At 34.5% G+C, this 16,721-nt stretch carries 21 protein-coding genes; 16 read left to right on the top strand and 5 right to left on the bottom strand.

Annotation, left to right across the window (positions count from 1 at the left end):
- Positions 1 to 40: 40 nt before the first annotated feature.
- Positions 41 to 1,300 (bottom strand): aminoacyltransferase, encoded by a 1,260-nt coding sequence (locus DW114_RS17300; RefSeq protein ID WP_117454978.1) that lies wholly within the window; start codon positions 1,298 to 1,300, stop codon positions 41 to 43.
- Positions 1,301 to 1,450: 150 nt separating this feature from the next.
- Complete coding sequence (locus tag DW114_RS17295; protein ID WP_117454976.1) at positions 1,451 to 3,544, bottom strand: BglG family transcription antiterminator; 2,094 nt, start codon at positions 3,542 to 3,544, stop codon at positions 1,451 to 1,453.
- Between the two features lie 360 nt (positions 3,545 to 3,904).
- On the opposite strand from DW114_RS17295, the gene DW114_RS17290 reads away from it, so the two are divergent.
- Genes DW114_RS17290 through DW114_RS17245 form a run of 10 tightly spaced genes read left to right on the top strand, consistent with a single transcriptional unit; the run spans position 3,905 to position 11,137 of the window.
- Positions 3,905 to 4,345, top strand: a complete 441-nt coding sequence (locus DW114_RS17290) for a PTS sugar transporter subunit IIA (protein WP_117454974.1) — start codon at positions 3,905 to 3,907, stop codon at positions 4,343 to 4,345.
- 14 nt (positions 4,346 to 4,359) lie between these two features.
- Positions 4,360 to 4,638 carry a PTS sugar transporter subunit IIB gene (locus tag DW114_RS17285; RefSeq protein ID WP_117454973.1) on the top strand — a complete coding sequence of 93 codons (279 nt, stop codon included), beginning with the start codon at positions 4,360 to 4,362 and terminating at the stop codon, positions 4,636 to 4,638.
- Positions 4,639 to 4,674: 36 nt separating this feature from the next.
- Positions 4,675 to 5,955, top strand: coding sequence for a PTS ascorbate transporter subunit IIC (locus DW114_RS17280; protein ID WP_117454971.1), 1,281 nt, complete (start codon positions 4,675 to 4,677; stop codon positions 5,953 to 5,955).
- Between the two features lie 59 nt (positions 5,956 to 6,014).
- A complete protein-coding gene (locus tag DW114_RS17275) occupies positions 6,015 to 6,782 on the top strand; it encodes an HpcH/HpaI aldolase family protein (protein ID WP_117454969.1) in 768 nt (255 codons plus the stop codon).
- Positions 6,779 to 7,402: a KpsF/GutQ family sugar-phosphate isomerase gene (locus DW114_RS17270; RefSeq protein ID WP_117454967.1), complete on the top strand. Its 624-nt coding sequence runs from the start codon at positions 6,779 to 6,781 to the stop codon at positions 7,400 to 7,402. The genes DW114_RS17275 and DW114_RS17270 overlap by 4 nt, the downstream gene beginning before the upstream one ends.
- Positions 7,399 to 8,277 (top strand): 4-hydroxy-tetrahydrodipicolinate synthase, encoded by an 879-nt coding sequence (gene dapA, locus DW114_RS17265; RefSeq protein ID WP_117454965.1) that lies wholly within the window; start codon positions 7,399 to 7,401, stop codon positions 8,275 to 8,277. The genes DW114_RS17270 and dapA overlap by 4 nt, the downstream gene beginning before the upstream one ends.
- A gap of 15 nt (positions 8,278 to 8,292) precedes the next feature.
- Positions 8,293 to 8,793, top strand: coding sequence for a hypothetical protein (locus DW114_RS17260; RefSeq protein ID WP_117454963.1), 501 nt, complete (start codon positions 8,293 to 8,295; stop codon positions 8,791 to 8,793).
- Positions 8,786 to 9,421, top strand: a complete 636-nt coding sequence (locus DW114_RS17255; protein ID WP_117454961.1) for a ketohydroxyglutarate aldolase — start codon at positions 8,786 to 8,788, stop codon at positions 9,419 to 9,421. Before DW114_RS17260 ends, DW114_RS17255 begins: the two co-directional genes overlap by 8 nt.
- Positions 9,418 to 10,236, top strand: coding sequence for a transketolase (locus DW114_RS17250; protein ID WP_117454959.1), 819 nt, complete (start codon positions 9,418 to 9,420; stop codon positions 10,234 to 10,236). The genes DW114_RS17255 and DW114_RS17250 overlap by 4 nt, the downstream gene beginning before the upstream one ends.
- Positions 10,229 to 11,137 carry a transketolase family protein gene (locus tag DW114_RS17245; protein ID WP_117454957.1) on the top strand — a complete coding sequence of 303 codons (909 nt, stop codon included), beginning with the start codon at positions 10,229 to 10,231 and terminating at the stop codon, positions 11,135 to 11,137. Before DW114_RS17250 ends, DW114_RS17245 begins: the two co-directional genes overlap by 8 nt.
- A gap of 53 nt (positions 11,138 to 11,190) precedes the next feature.
- On the opposite strand, the gene DW114_RS17240 is transcribed toward DW114_RS17245, so the two are convergent.
- Positions 11,191 to 12,468, bottom strand: a complete 1,278-nt coding sequence (locus DW114_RS17240) for a sensor histidine kinase (RefSeq protein ID WP_117454955.1) — start codon at positions 12,466 to 12,468, stop codon at positions 11,191 to 11,193.
- Positions 12,465 to 13,190: a LytR/AlgR family response regulator transcription factor gene (locus tag DW114_RS17235; RefSeq protein WP_117454953.1), complete on the bottom strand. Its 726-nt coding sequence runs from the start codon at positions 13,188 to 13,190 to the stop codon at positions 12,465 to 12,467. Before DW114_RS17235 ends, DW114_RS17240 begins: the two co-directional genes overlap by 4 nt.
- A gap of 173 nt (positions 13,191 to 13,363) precedes the next feature.
- On the opposite strand from DW114_RS17235, the gene DW114_RS17230 reads away from it, so the two are divergent.
- Entirely contained in the window at positions 13,364 to 13,756 is a 393-nt protein-coding gene (locus DW114_RS17230; RefSeq protein ID WP_117454951.1) for a hypothetical protein, read from the top strand.
- A gap of 52 nt (positions 13,757 to 13,808) precedes the next feature.
- Here DW114_RS17230 and DW114_RS17225 read toward each other — a convergent pair whose 3' ends face one another.
- Positions 13,809 to 14,168 (bottom strand): hypothetical protein, encoded by a 360-nt coding sequence (locus DW114_RS17225; RefSeq protein WP_117454949.1) that lies wholly within the window; start codon positions 14,166 to 14,168, stop codon positions 13,809 to 13,811.
- 352 nt (positions 14,169 to 14,520) lie between these two features.
- Here DW114_RS17225 and DW114_RS17220 point away from each other — a divergent pair, with 352 nt between their 5' ends.
- The 5 genes from DW114_RS17220 to DW114_RS17200 form a co-directional block, all read left to right on the top strand.
- Positions 14,521 to 14,877 (top strand): immunity protein Imm33 domain-containing protein, encoded by a 357-nt coding sequence (locus DW114_RS17220; protein ID WP_117454947.1) that lies wholly within the window; start codon positions 14,521 to 14,523, stop codon positions 14,875 to 14,877.
- Positions 14,878 to 14,887: 10 nt separating this feature from the next.
- Positions 14,888 to 15,238, top strand: coding sequence for a DUF2185 domain-containing protein (locus DW114_RS17215; protein ID WP_117454945.1), 351 nt, complete (start codon positions 14,888 to 14,890; stop codon positions 15,236 to 15,238).
- Between the two features lie 78 nt (positions 15,239 to 15,316).
- Complete coding sequence (locus tag DW114_RS17210) at positions 15,317 to 15,595, top strand: hypothetical protein (RefSeq protein ID WP_117454943.1); 279 nt, start codon at positions 15,317 to 15,319, stop codon at positions 15,593 to 15,595.
- Positions 15,596 to 15,636: 41 nt separating this feature from the next.
- Positions 15,637 to 16,254 carry a hypothetical protein gene (locus DW114_RS17205; RefSeq protein ID WP_117454940.1) on the top strand — a complete coding sequence of 206 codons (618 nt, stop codon included), beginning with the start codon at positions 15,637 to 15,639 and terminating at the stop codon, positions 16,252 to 16,254.
- A 251-nt stretch (positions 16,255 to 16,505) separates the two neighbouring features.
- The coding region (locus DW114_RS17200) for a hypothetical protein (RefSeq protein ID WP_199485905.1) at positions 16,506 to 16,721 on the top strand (216 nt) is incomplete at its 3' end.

Below are 16,721 nucleotides of genomic sequence, written 5' to 3'. Positions count from 1 at the left end.
AAAGGCTGTATCACTAGCTAAATTTGCTAGTTTACAGCCTTTAATGTTTAACTTTTTTTAATGCATTGTATAACGCAAGTTTTGTGGAGGAAATCGGTAATGTGAAATCTCCAATCAATTCAACAATTTCTGCGTTAAATCCACGCTTGAAATCAAATACACCAAAGCCATCTTGATCTTTTTCAAAGTATCCACTGATACCATAGAAGTTATACATAGAATAACCTTCATCAATTGCTTTTTGTATCATATACCATTGTAACGCATATGGCCCTTTGAAGCGTTTATATTGATCATAAGAACCACTGGTCAGATAAATGATTTCTTTGCCATACATAATGAATAAAGAAGCCGCAAGTGGTACTTCATGATCGAAGTCTTTCTTTAATTCGTTATAATCCTGTTCACGTTTTTCTAATGATTCTAAATGCTGCAGTGCTGTTTTCTTACGTGAAGTGCTGTTTTTGGAATGTGGATTATCTTTTAATACTTCATCCGCTGCACGAATGGTTTCTTCTTCTTTTTCACGTTCACTAACGATACGTGCATAATAATCATCTAAATCCAGATATGCATAATAGGCACATGCATGTTCACCAAATGCTTTATATTCGTTTTGATAATAGTCTAAAGATAAATTAGAGAAGCCTCTGCGCTCACTTGTGGCATTGACGATTTCATCTAGAATGTGTAATTCATCATAGGCGAGTTTACGTACCTTGATACCATTTTTGATGGTATTTTTTATGTTTTGACGTGTTTGTGAATTCATTTCTTTTAGTGCCTGTTCCTTGGTTTTTCCATCTAAGAATAAAACAGACATCCAGCGGCATTGTCTTGATTCATCATACCCAACTGTGAAACCATCATGTTCAAATCCTAAGGATTTTAATAATGCGATGACCAAATCGTTTTTCTGGGCGTTTTCTTTTTCTACACCATCTTTATCACGTACCTGATAGAAAACATATGGATCGATTTTTAAATAAACACCTTTATTAGATTTTAAATATGCCTTTAACTGTGTCACAAAGTCTTTTACAAGTTCTTCGTTCTTGAAGTCAATCACAAAGCCTCTTGGGGCATAGAAATAATTTCCCACTTTGATATTTCTTGATATTAATAATGCGGCACCTACAACATTGTTTTCTTCTTTTAAACCAACATATTCTACATGCCATCCATCAATGGTCAGCTTTTTACCTGCGTAAATGGAATTTAGAAAGTTGTTGCTTTCCTGTGTGTTAATAAACTGATCATATTCTTCTTCACTAATCTGCATTAGCTTTCTTTGACTCATATTCCCACTCCTTATGTTATTTATACAAACTAATTATATATTTGTCATTTAAAAAATGATACATGGACAGTATACTACAGAAGTGTTTAAATAGCCATCTTTTCATTATGAAAAACATGGAAAAGAAAAGGAATATCGTGATGATACTCCTTACAGACCATTCATTGTGATGTGCGATTTGATATAGGCAATCACTTCTTGTGGTGTTTCTGCTTCATCCATCATGGTGAAAAAGGATGGTTCATTAAATAACTCCAGCAATTGTGACATGGCCGTTAAATGACTTTCGTTATCAACTGCGGATAAGGTAAAGATGTATTTGATGGGATCATGTTCCTGACTGCCAAAGGTTATGCCTTCTTTTAAGACAGTAAGCCCTAGTCCACAGCGCAATGCTCCACTGGATGGTTTGGTATGTGGCAATGCGACATGCTTTGTGATAACCACAAATGGTCCTTCTTGGTGCATAATCCGTATGATTTCTTCAATATAAGCAGGTTTTACATATAAATGTTCAATCATTGGTTTGCCAGCTTTGCGTATCGCATCTTCCCAATCGTTTGCCTCCACCTGTAGTTGAATAATAGATTCCGTTATCATATTGGTTAACGCAAGGGAACTGTGCTGTACATCTTCTTTCACATCTACATTAGAGAAATAACGTAATAATTCTTGTTGTAGAAGAGGGCCATTTTTGATATCTGCATGATGTGCGATGATATCCATGATAGCATCAATATCCGGCTGTTTACTCATGGCATTTCCCATCAATAAATAGACTTCACGTGCAACCTGATAGCGTTCCATAAAGTTCATGACAGGAGAAACCTTCACAATGGGGACATCGGGAATATCGATGTCAATCAATTCACTGGTGGTAAAGATGATATCTGCTTTGATATCCGCATGTAGGAGTTTACTTGTTTCCATAGGTGGAAGAAACTGCATTTCCGGGAATAGGTCACTTAATTCACTATATAGTATTGCACTGCTGCCAATACCATTTAAACATACGATTAATGCAGTCTTTCTAGGTATTACTTCCATGGCACGGCTTTTAGAGTAGATGGCGGTGAAATGGATCGTCAGATAGGCAATTTCATCATCTGGGATATGTTCACCAAACAGGGCATTGAAAGGTTTCATGGTTTCTTTGACTAATTGAAACAACTCTGGAAACTCTTCCTTTACACGTTCCCGCAAAGGATTGACAATCGGAATTTTGAATAATAATCGATAATACGCTGGGCGAAAATGGGAGTATAGTTTACGGAAAATATCTTCACTGTCTTTATAATGGATACCACTTAATGATTCAAAACGAAACATAATTTTTTCCACAATTTCTGCGATAACCAGGCAGTCCTGTGTATCTTCTTCCACGTTGCCAACGCAGATGCCCAGTATCCAGGAGCTGATATAGTATTGATCAATAGGGGAAATGAGTTGTGTTTGTTTAAAGTGTGACAACAGCTCTTTTGTGAACTGGTATTCTTTCATTGTGGATAAGTCAATGACTTCTTGCAGGCGAAGGATTTGTTCATCCTGAGGAATATCACTGCTCATACGCACTTTTAGGAAACAGAAGATATAAATGAATTCAGTTAATCGATCTTCCACAAAACGAATATCATACTTATCTGCCAGCTCAGATATAACTAGGCGGGAATATTCAAATAAATCCAAATGGAAATCATCGATAAAGATATCAAATACTTTGGTATTATGTTCTTCGGCTAGAAAATAGATGACAAGTTCCATCATATAGCGGCGAATGGATAGTTCTGAACCTACCAGATAATAGCCTCTGGTACGATTATTTGCGACTTTGATATGATAAGTGGACAACTCCTGCTGGAGTTCTTTAAAGTCTAATAATGCAGTGGAACGGGAAACTTTTAAGGCATTGACCAAATCACTTTGAGATACATCAGACAGGTTTAAAAACAGCATGAGGTATAGATAGATCATACGTTCTTTTTTATTCATGACATAATATTTATCATCTTTTGCCTGTTTTAGTAGAAGGCGTAAGGTATGCTTGATTTCCTGATCCATCATAATATCTCCACGTGTGGAAATACGAATCGTATTGGCAGCGTGTTCTTTTAACATATGATTCAGCTTCTCCATACGGTAGGTAATCTGGCGTCTGCTTGCGCCTGTTTCCACTTCAATTTCTTTGGTTGTCAGAAATGATTTTTTTAGTAACAGGCGAATGAGTACCAACAGCTCATTATCCATAAAACATTCCCCTTTCTATATGATATAAATCTTCCATGTTTATTGTATGGAAAATATGAAGCGGTTGCAAGTGTTTTTCTGTATGATTATTGTTTCGCACTGTTACAAAATCTGAACATTGTCACATGTCTGATTTTTGTGATGGGAATTGACAAAAATTGAATATTAGTAATATTGAAAAAATGACGGTTTTATGCATGATTTTCGTGTATCATTTGTGTCTGATTTTTGTAAAGGTTAAACACAAAAGTTGAATATAAAAAGAATTGAAAGCGTTTAAAAATCAGATTACAATGTGAGTGTAAGATTTGATAGCGGATCGATACGATATCAAACAAACATGTATAGGAGGTGATAACCTTGTTGAAGGATTTAACGGATACATCCTTGATTCGATTAAACATTGAAGCTGATGACTGGCAAACAGCAATCCGCAAAGCGGCACAGCCACTTGTGGATCACAAAAAAGTAAAAGCAGCTTATGTAGATGAAATCATCAATGGTGTATTTGAGATGGGACCTTATATTGTCATTACCAAACATGTGGCATTACCACATGCAAGACCAGAAGCTGGCGCGCTAGAAAGTGCGATTGGTATTGCTACATTGAAACATCCAGTGAAGTTTGGCAATAAAGACAACGATCCGGTCAAATATCTGTTTTGTTTAAGCGCAACAGATAATATCAAACATTTAAACGCATTGGCAGAGCTGGCAGGGCTGTTTGAAGAAAAAGCATTCTTCGATCTGCTGGATCAGGCCAACACACCTGAAGAGATTATGGAATATTTAAACAAATAAAGGAGGATACATTTATGTATAAAGCATTAGTTTGTTGTCGTGCTGGTATGGGTTCCAGTATGTTATTAAAAATCAAAGCCGACCAGGTTATTAAGGAAAACAACTTTCCAATTGAAACAGAACATGGAAATTTGGATTCATTAATGGGATTTAATGGGGATTTAGTTATTACAATGGATGATTTATCCAATGAACTGGCAGATAAAGTGCCTTACGCATTAGGGATTTGTAATATCATGGATAAAGTCGAAATGAAAGAAAAAATGGAAGCTTTCTTAGCAACAAAAGGATAGAATGTATAGAAAATAATTAAGAGAGGAGATTTATATATGTTAGATGCTATATTAGCACAATCCAGAAATACAGCGCTGATCATGGGGTTGATCGCGTTAATCGGTTTATTACTACAAAAGAAATCAGCTACAGATGTTATGAGTGGCACAATGAAGACAGTGATAGGGTTTATGGTCTTCAATATTGGTTCCAATGCAATGTCTGCGGTTATCACAACATTCAACGAATTATTCAATACCGGCTTTGGAATCAACGGGGTTACCACACAGGTAGAAGTTGCAACCGGCTTAGCATTAAATACATATGGTACAGAAGTTGCCATGGTCATGCTGCTTGGTTTTGTTATCAACTTGTTAGTCGCTAAATTCACTAGATTTAAAGCTATCTTCTTAACAGGACAGCACTTCTTATACTTTGCATGTGTACTTGCATTAGTATTTATTTCCAGTGGACTTCCAATGCCTGTGACAGTCATTGGTGGAGGTATCATCTTAGGTTTCTGTGGTGCTGCACTTCCTTCTATGTGTCAGCCATTCATGAACAAAATCATTGGCGCAGACAATCTAGCAATCGGTCACTTTAACTGTATTGGTTATGCTTTCTCAGGTTATGTTGGTAAATTATTCTCTAAAGGAAATAAAGAACACAAAGACGCAAGTACTGTAAAAATGCCTAAATTCTTTGAATTATTCCGTGACTTTATTTTCTCCATCGCATTGTTTATGGTTATCTTATTCTACATTGCTGTTATCGCTTGTGTAGTCAATGGTCACATGGATTTTGTATTAGAAAAATCTGGCAATGATATCTGGTTTATCTATCCATTCTTACAGGCACTTCAGTTTGCGGCTGGTATGAGTGTATTGATTTATGGTGTTCGTCAGTTTATCGCAGAAATTACTGCAGCATTCGTTGCAATTTCTGAAAAATATATTCCTAATTCTAAACCTGCTGTTGACTGTCCTGCAATCTTCCCATTCGCACCTACAGCTGTATTGATTGGTTTTGTTGGATCATTCTTAGGTGGTTTGGTTGCTATGGCCGGTATGGTTATGATGGGTAGTGAAACCATTATGATTCCTGCTGCTGGTATCTGTTTCTTCTCAGGTGGTACTTGTGGTGTATTCGGTAATGCATATGGTGGATGGAAAGGTGCACTGGTCGGCAGCTTCATCGTTGGTATTGCCTTAACAGCACTTCCATTAATTCTGTATCCTGCATTTGCGCAGTTAGGTATTGCAGGCGCAAGCTTCCCGAATGTTGACTACAACATCATCGGCGCTATCTTAGATAAGATCTTAAGCATCTTTGCTTAATGAAATATATTAAGAACAAGGAGCTTCATCCTTGTTCTTATTTTTAAGAGGATAAGAAAATGACATGGATTCAGAATATAGAAAACCATCCTTATAAAGGGATGCTGGTAAAAATCATAGAAAATCCTGCAATTGTTTGTATGGCAAAAGATTGTGGCATGGACTTTCTGTTTTATGACCTTGAACACGGGGTACTTACCTATCGTAAGCTGCATGATCTCATGTTGTTTGGTAATGCCATACAATTACCATCCATTGTGCGAGTAGCACAATGTGGTAGAAAGGATATCTCACAGATTCTTGATTACGGGGCAAGGGGTGTCATGGTACCAATGATAGAAACCAGAGCACAAGCAGAGCAGCTGGTCGCATACAGTAAATATCCACCGATTGGAAAACGCAGTTATTCCGGAGGTGCCAATACCTTTTATGGCCCGGGTGGAAACCATGCAAAACATATGACAGAAATAAACGCCAATACCCTGTCCATCGTACAAATAGAAACCTGCTTAGGGGTTGCCAATATTGATGAGATATTATCAGTAGAAGGCATAGATGCAGTGATCGTTGGACCATGTGATTTAGGGATATCAATGAATAATCCAGACAATGTCATGGCATGTGAGGAGTTACAAATGATACAAAAAGTGATTGATGCTGCACATGCGCATCATAAGTATTTCGGCATTATAGGAGGCGTCGCTTTACTTCAATATTTTAAACAGGATATCGACTTCTTTCTATCTGCCATTGATACCAATATGATCAGAAATGCCATGATGCAGGCAGTCAATACATACGAAGATATGATAGGAGATTTAAAATGAATGAACAACAACAGATTAAAACATTCTTAGATATAGAAACAAATGAAATACAAAACTTCATTGATCAGATTGATGAAGCATCATTGATAAACGCAAGAGATTTGATACTTGAAGCAGAACGCAATAAAAATCGTGTACATGTGACAGGGATTGGAAAACCAGGACATGTGGCAGGCTATATCGCAAGCTTGTTGTCCAGTACAGGAACACCAGCCTATGAACTGCATGGAACAGAAGCCGTGCATGGAAGCAGTGGCCAGGTACAGGAAGGAGATGTGGTCATTGCTATATCCAATTCCGGAGAAACAAACGAGCTGAAAGCAACCGTAGAAACATTAAAACGCAATGGCGCTAAAATTATTTCTGTGACAGGAAATCCAGACTCTTGGCTGGCAAAACAAGGAGATGCTTATTTGTTTGCGGGTGTAAAACAGGAAGGTGATGATTTAAATAAACCACCAAGATCATCCATTCTAGCGGAAATTATTATCTTACAGTGTTTAAGCATTCTTCTACAAAATGAAAAACACTTAGATCCTAAACAATATGTCAAATGGCATCCGGGAGGAAGTCTTGGCAAGAGCATTAAAGAAACCTTAAAGGAAGGAGAACCAGCATGAATTTTGAAGGAATCATTACACCGATTGTAACACCATTTGATGAACATCAGGAAATCAATTATGAAGCATGTGGACAGTTGATAGAACACTTGATTGCCCATGGTGTAAAAGGCTTATTTATCTTAGGAAGCAATGGAGAATTCCATGTATTAGATGATGAAGAAAAGATCGCTTTCGCAAAATATGTCATAGAAAAAACCAACCACCGTGTACCCGTATACGTAGGAACTGGCGGCTGTTCTACCAAACATGTCATTGCGTTATCTAAACAAATGGAAGCCCTTGGCGCAGATGCCTTATCCATTATCACCCCATACTTTATCGCTCCAAGAGATGAAGAACTGATTGCGCATTATCAAATGATCGCAAAAGCAGTTCGTTTGCCTATTATTTTATACAATATCCCAAAGAGTACAGGTATCAATTTATCCAAGGCAGTGGTAGAAGAACTTGCGAAAGTAGACAATATTGTTGCCATCAAAGATTCCAGTGGCAATATGGATAATTTGAAAGATTACTTAGATGTCGCATCACGTTATGATTTTGAAGTACTGATTGGCTCAGATTCCAAAATGCTTCAGGCTTTTGAAATGGGAGCCGTTGGGGCAGTTGCCGGTACCAGTAATCTGTTATGTGATATCGATGTCGCTATCTATGACAATTATAAAGCAGGCAATATAGAAAAAGCACAATATTATCAAGAAGAAATAGAACCATTACGTGCTGTATTAAAACTTGGGACAGTACCATCCATCCTAAAAAAAGCTGTGCATATGGCAGGTATTCCGGTAGGAGATGCCCGTTATCCTGTATGTGCACCAGATGAAAAAACAACCCAGAAAGTAAAAGAAATGCTGGAATATTATCATATGTAAGAAAGGAAGATGTTTATGAAATCATACACGATCCACTACGATAGAACTTTATTATTAGGCAAAGGCATTATCAATTTGCTGCTTCTTGTTGTCATCTTTATCTCTATGGTTTTTTTACCATTAAATCCCATTGGCGTATTCATGATGTTAACACTATGCTGGTTCACAGGCAAATGGGGTGGCAGAGCCATCTATCGTTTTATCAAACATAAACCATTATGTGTACTTCGTGATAAAGAAATAGAAATCGCTATGCCATCAGGAGATGGGAAAATCATGGCAGTAAAAGATATTGAAGATGTGGAAATCAAAGAAGAAGCACACCGTATCCGTATGATTATCCATGGGGAAAACATTCATCATCCAAGTGGCGTGTATTTGATTGATTTGCACCATCCTTTCGCACACAGTCAGTTACAACAGGATAAAGAATACCTGTATCAATGGCTTCATAAGCATCATATTCAGGTGCGTATGGCAGCCTGTATAAAAAAAGAGGTAAACGTCAATGTATAAAATATTACAAAGAATCGATGAAATAAAAGCGATGGCAATCGTACGCACAGATTCTATCGAACGTGCTTGTGAAATCGCAGATGGATTGATCAAAGGTGGCGTACCCATCATGGAAATTAGTTTTACACTATCCAATGCCAATGATGTGATCAAAGCATTACGAGAACGCTATAAGGATACATTATTAGTAGGAGCAGGCACTGTATTAGACAGTGAAACAGCACGCCTTGCGATTTTAGCAGGTGCACAGTTTATCATTGCGCCAAATTTATCATTAGATGTTGCGAAAACCTGTAATCGATATCGTATCCCTTATATGCCAGGATGCACCAGTATCACAGAAGCAATCACAGGACTAGAAGCAGGCGCTTCTATGATTAAGGCATTTCCCATCTCAAACTTTTATGGTCCAGATTTAATCAGTGTATTTAAAACACCGATTCCCTATATGCCAATCTTAGCCAGTGGGGGAGTCACATTGGATGAAATCCCAGTATGGATCAAGAAGGGTGCCGATTGTTTAGGCTTTGGGGGATTATTAACCAAAGGTACATCTAAAGATATCGCAGAAAACGCAAAAGCCATCAGAAATAAAATAGATGAAACAATGAAAGAAGGAAGGAAATGAATTTAAAGAAACATGCGCAACAGATAAGAAAACGTATTGTGGATATGGTATATCTTGCCCAAAGCGGACATCCTGGCGGTTCCTTGTCAGCCGCAGATATTTTAACATACTTATATTTTGAGGAAATGGATATCACAAAAGAAAACGCAGACAGTATCGATCGTGATCGTTTCGTGTTGTCCAAAGGACATGCCAGTCCTTTATTATACAGCGTTCTTATGGAAAAAGGCATTCTATCAGAATCAGAATTATCCACCTTTCGTCAAATCAATTCCAACTTACAGGGACATCCTAATATGAATGAAGTCACAGGTGTGGATATGTCTACCGGTTCATTAGGACAGGGGATATCTGCAGCTGTAGGTATGGCACTCGCCAATAAAATTGATCACAACGATTATCGCATTTATGCCTTGCTTGGAGATGGAGAATGTGAAGAAGGTGAAGTATGGGAAGCCGCTATGGCTGCGGCTCATTATCAATTAGATAATCTTTGTGTCTTTGTGGATTACAATGGCCTACAGATTGATGGAGATATTCGTACAGTCATGAATCCTACACCAATCGATGTGAAATTTGAAGCATTTGGCTGGCATGTCATTTCTATTGACGGTCATGACTTTGAAGCAATCGCACAGGCATGTGCACATGCGAAAGCATGTAAGAATCAGCCAACGATGATTCTTGCCCATACGATCAAAGGCAAGGGCGTATCCTTTATGGAAAATAACCCCGCATGGCATGGAAGTGCACCGAATAAGGAACAATACCACATAGCTTGCGAAGATCTGAAAGGCGGGTGTGATCATGAGTAAAACAGCTACAAGAGAAGCTTATGGAAAAGCATTAGCCGGCCTTATATCCAAACGAAAAGATATCATTGTATTAGATGCAGATTTAAGTAAATCTACCAAAACAAGTGAAGCCAAAGCTGTATGTCCAAACCAGCATTTCAATATGGGCATTGCGGAAGCAAATATGATGGGGGTAGCAGCAGGACTTGCGGCGAGTGGAAAAACCGTATTCGCATCCAGCTTTGCGATGTTTGCGGCAGGCAGAGCCTATGAACAAATACGCAATAGTATCGCATATCCCAAATTAAACATAAAAATATGCGCTACCCATGCAGGACTTGCGGTAGGAGAAGATGGTGCCAGTCATCAATGTATTGAAGATTTAGCATTAATGCGTGTCATTCCTAATATGGTGGTGATACAGCCATGTGATGATATCCAAACTAGAGAAGTCATAGAATGCATCGCAGATTATCATGGACCATGTTACGTACGCCTTGGAAGAAGTGCTGTAGAAGATGTATATGAAACAACTTCCCATTTCCAAATCGGAAAGGGAAATATCTTAAAAAAAGGAAACCGTATCGCCGTCATTGCCAGTGGCGCAATGGTACAAGAAGCCATTCATGCCACACAGGATATGGACATTACCCTTGTCGATATGCCTTGTATCAAACCAATTGATGATAAACTTATCCTTGAACTTGCGAAAACCCATGAGTATATCATTACCTGTGAAGAACATAACATCATCGGTGGTTTAGGCAGTGCGATTGCTGAAGTACTAGCACCTTGTAAGCTGTGTAAGCAAATCATGATCGGTGTAAAAGACAGCTTTGGCGAAAGTGGAAAACCAGCACAGCTGTTTGAAAAGTATGGGATTGATGCGGCTTCTATCCGAAACGTTATACAGAGCCTATAATATAAGAAAACGATGCGATTGCATCGTTTTTGCGTTCGTCTTGCGTATTTTTTCTAATTTGTATAAATCATCACATGAGCTGTAAAGATGGCAGGTTTTAAATCGAATGTTATTTCACCATTATTTTCTGAAAGAACCTTTTTAACACTTTGTATCCCTAGTCCATGATTTATTTTATCTGTTTTTGTGGAAGTAAAATTCATATGTTCATCATATATCAGGTCATTAGAATAACTATTTTCCAGCTTAATAAATATCCTTCCTTGATTATATTTCATAGCAAAATTCACAAATGAGGCATCACTTTTGTCAGCAGCTGTAATTGCATTATCCAGCAAATTGCCTAATACAATCGTAATGAAATCAGAATCAATATTTAAATCATTAGGTATTTGTAAATCCATAGTATATTTTATATTTTTTGAAATTAAATATTGGATCTTGTAATTTAAAATACCATCAATGATATAATTGCCACTATTCATATATTCGCTACACAATGTTTTATCACTGAACTTTTTTAATTGTTGCGATAAAAGGTCATATTCTTTATGTTGTAAAAGATAATCAAACATTTGGACAAAGTTTTTAAAATCATGTTGAATCAATTTCACTTGTTCATTATTCGATTTCATTAATTCATATTGCGTCAAATAGTATTTATTTTGATTAGAAATTTTTAAAGATTCTGTATATATATGAACATCTTTTAGTATCGTATTGAATAAATAGAATACAATGGTGTTAATGAAAAGCATAGCACCTAAAGCAATGAGCATATGAGTAAAAGAGAGTTTGGAAGTTGTTAATATAAAAATCACAACAATTGTTAATAAGGGTAAGATGAAAATAAGTAATGAATAAATTTTGGGAACTAAGATGTCACTTTTCAAATATTTATAGTTTTTGAAGATGAGTGCAATTATATAAGATATGATATTAGTAACTAAAAAAGAAAAATCGGATTCATAATATTGAATTGGCTGGTCCATAGGAGCATTTAAAAAGCCATTAGATATAGCAAAAGCAGTTTCAACTAACATAAAAATTGCATATATTTCTATTGCTGAAGTAATCCTTTTTGTATTTTTTGTATCAAAATTAAAAGTTAGACAATAAATGAAAAGAATATTGATGAAAAGATTTATAATAGGTGTAGTTATAAAAATATATATAAGAATTTGAGTAGGATTGTATAGAAGTAAATGAAATCTATAGATATATTTATTTTTTATATGTTCACCTAAAAAAGCTTTTAAAAAAATAGAAACAATGTAAGTGTTTAATATATTAACAATAAGGTAAATTAAGAAAGCTTTGGTTGTCATCATAAGTCTAACCTATCCATTTCTAATTGTATTAATCGAAAAGATTTACGATAAGATTGACTAATTGGAATAATTTCATCATTCATCATTTTCACTTGATCATATTTGAATATTTTTACGTATCTGTAATTTATGATATAAGATTTATGAATTTGATAAAAATTATGATTGGATACCTGTTTCATAGCATTAGAAAAAGAGTCGTAATATAAAATATTCTCACCATTTTTTAAAACGATTTTTACCTGTCTGTTTTGCGCTTCCAAATAAAGAATGTCATGTATCGCTATTTTATTCATCGTTTGATTGCTTTTATATGTATAATAATCTTGATTAGTTTTTAGCAATTTTATTGTTTTATTTATACTATGAATGACTTTAATATCTTCAAAAGGTTTTGTAAGAAAATTCAATGGATGGTATTCAAATAATTTAAGTGCATAACTTGTTTTTGATGAAATAAACACAATCTGGCAAGTATCATTTTTTAAGTTGGATCTTATATGTTCACTTATCATAATTCCATTAGTTTCATCTAATTCAATGTCTAAAAAAAGCAAATCATAATCTATACTAGATTTTATTTTCTTGATGAAAGATGAACCAGAGTAATATATATCAATGGCTACATCTGTGTCATCTAACAATGGCTTAGATTGCATGATAATATTTTCTAATTGATTACATAGTCCAATATCATCATCACAAATTGCTATTTTTATCATAAAAGCACCTTCTATCTTATAAAAGTATCTATCCTACATAAAATATGGTTAAATGTCAAGATTTTTATTTTAATAAAAGTTTATCTGACTACATGAAAATAGGTTGTTTACTACAAGGTATATCATATTTATAAAAAGTCGTGATAAAGTATGCTCATGATATGGAGGTACTTATGAAAGATAAAAAGCTTAAATATGCAGTGCTATTAATTATTTGTATATTGATTCAATGCTTATGTTTATATTTGATATATGCGCATGATCATGATTGGATTGTATTTGCCAGTAGTTGTGGCATTGTGATATCCATGCTTATTCAAAAAAAATACTTAATCAATGAATTTAGGATGCGTAGAAAGATGATAAAAACAAAGGATGATATTTTATTAAATCATGAGATATATGCAGCAGCAAAAGCCTATCGTTTTATGTCTACATTATTTGCTTCATTTTTGTTAATTTACGCTATATCTGGATTATTGACAAAAGTTATTTTTTTCACTTTTGTCATCATATATTTTCTTTGTGAAATATATCGAATTTGTTTGATTAAAAGAAATGAGTAACACATATATATAAAAGCACACTCCATTTTAAATGAGGTGTGCTTTTAAGATATTATATATTATGTGTATGCAGATTTTTATAGGCATTTCTTATGACTAAAATCAACGTAATCATAAAAAACAACAAGCCAAATGTAGATAAATCTATCCACACAGTTAACGTAAGAATATAGAAAATCATAGTAACGATAAAGAGAACACTTAAGAAAAACTGGTTATCCAACAACTTTGTATCATGATTATCAGTTTTATGCCCATACACAACAAAATCTAAAATCAGTGTTATGATACCAATACCAACAACATTCACAAGCAAAAAAATCATCTTATCTACTTTCAAATAGTAGCATATCAAATTCACAATCAAATAGACAGGAATTACGACAGCGATTAGAAGCTTATCTTTTTTCATAGCTTTCTCCTTTTCTTTATAAAGAATACATTCAGTATATGCCTGATTTATAAAAAAGCAAGGTAGAATGAAAAAATAACTAATTGCATTTATAAATTGTTGTTTTTTTGCTTAAAGAGTAAAAATTATCGCAATATTTCATAATTTAAATACAAAATATTGTAAAAAAACATTTGAAATCATATCCTGAATTTGTTCAATACGAGCAATTTTATATGCGTATTTCTGAAATTAACTAAACATGTATACTTTCCTTCATAATTTTGTTAGTATACAGGTAGAAATTGATTCACATAAGAGTTTAATTTCGCTAATTAAGATTTTATTGTGAAACAAATGGAGGATAGAAAAAATGGAAATAAATAATACAGAGTATGGAAGTTTTATTGTATCGAAGAATGTTATGCATGGGAAAGCAATTGGTTATACATATCGTCAGGAAAGTGAAATTCCTGAACTCAATGGGTGGACAATATATAGTGTGGCAGATGATAATCAGTTTGTGAAAGACCATAAAAACTTTGTGATTTTAAATGCAGATACTATCAATACAGTATCTCCAATGATGTTGGAAATATTTGATGCACCTTATGGTACGGATTTATGTTGGAAGTATGATGAAAAAGGACAATTTGCCGGTTTCTATGATATGAATCAAAGAAAAGAAACATTTATTGATGATATCTTAAAAAAGAAAAGTAAAAAGTGAGGAAATGTAAATGGAAATAAATAATGATGATTTTGGTGGATTTATCGTATCAAAAAATGTCATTGATGGAAAACCAATTCGATATACATATCGGGAAAAAAGCACAATTCCACAATTAAATGGTTGGACGATCTATTCTATAGAAGATGATGATGCATATGTTAATGATTCTAATAACTTTGTGATTCTTAGCGCAGAATCCGTTTATCAAATAGCGCCATTGATGATACAGATATTTGATGCACCTTATGGAACTGATCTGTGCTGGCAATATGATGAAAACGGCAACTTTAAAGACTTTTATGATTTAACAAAAGATAAATCGATTTCATTAAAAAAGTTCATCAGGAAATATCTATAGTCATCGGTCATAAATTAATATGAGGAGGTATTCTATGGAAGATAAATCAAAATATACAATTAAACGGGTGTTAAAATAATGTATAAAATATGGTTAATGACATCCGCTAATGTAGCAAAAAATTTTAAAGATATCAATAATATCAATTGCCCTACATGTGGTAGAAAGACATTAGACTATCTTTATATCGGTGATAAGAAAACAAAAATAGGATATCTTCAGGTATGGTGTCATCATTGTTCAAATGGAATTCATATCAGCAGAGTCAAGATTCCTGAAGGTGCTAAGATGCTGCCATTTGATACGGAAAAAGACTTAAATGAAATCGTTCCAAGATATAATCATATTACACCTTAAAAATATAAAGTATATTTTCCATTAAAATGAGGTGGTTGTATATGGGTAAAAGAGAATATCCAAGTTTTATAATTGATAAAGAGCGATTCAAATTACGCAAATTAAATGAAAAAGAAGCATATGAATTTTTGAAATGGTATGTAGATCATATGGATGAGCGTATAGCGATATTAAAAGACTTTATTGATAGTGATCCTGAAATGAAAGATAAAATAAATCTAGATTTTTCAGCTGAATCATTGATACCATTAAACAAATGGCTTGCACGGCAAATAATAAAAGAATCAAAAGGCTTTCAATGGATGAAAGAAAGATTCAATGAGAAAGATTGGCTAGTACATCAATTAATTATAAATGGAAATATTTTTACAAACGAAATAATCAAAATATCTGTAGATATTGCATATTATTGGGCAAAGGTGTTTTTAGTGAATTATCCAAAGTTATATTGGGGGATAATAACACCAAAACAATTACCCGAATATGCATTACCTAATATGCCAGGATTATTTGGGTTTGATGATGAAGAATTTTTTCAACCTTGTCATATGACTCATATCGTGATTTTGAAGATATTAGATAATCCAAATGAATGTTATTTATTTGATACATATAAGTATTGGAAAGAAAATTTCTTGAAGGAAGATGTGAAAAAATAATCTTTAAAGAAGAATCTAAAGATATGCTGAATTAGCAACTTTAGATTTTTTTTATATACCATAATATTAATTTTTTTTCAAATAGATTGATAGAACAAGAATGTATGCTTTATACGATTACTTTATAATTTGTTAGCTATGATGCCCAAGGAGATCGTATCCGTTATCAGAAGAACTACAGTGAAGCCTATGACAATGATACATGGTATAAATCCCTGGAACAGACAAGCTTTGAAGAAGTAGAAGAACTGTTGGATGATAAGAACAGTGATCAGATCATAGAGTCTGTACGTTACCAAAGCAACTATCGTAAGACACATCACAAATGTGTACTGATGGAAGAAGAAAACTGGGATAGTGATGGAGATGACTGGGATAACAAAAACATTGCCTATATCTTAGACAAGAGCTTAGAAAATGCGGAAGTACTCGCAACAAGTACCGGTGAGATCAATATCTATGGACAA

The sequence above is a fragment of the Absiella sp. AM09-50 genome, assembly GCF_003433845.1.
GTDB classification, from domain to species: domain Bacteria; phylum Bacillota_I; class Bacilli_A; order Erysipelotrichales; family Erysipelotrichaceae; genus Hoskinsella; species Hoskinsella hominis.
This window is presented reverse-complemented; position numbering and strand designations above follow the sequence as displayed.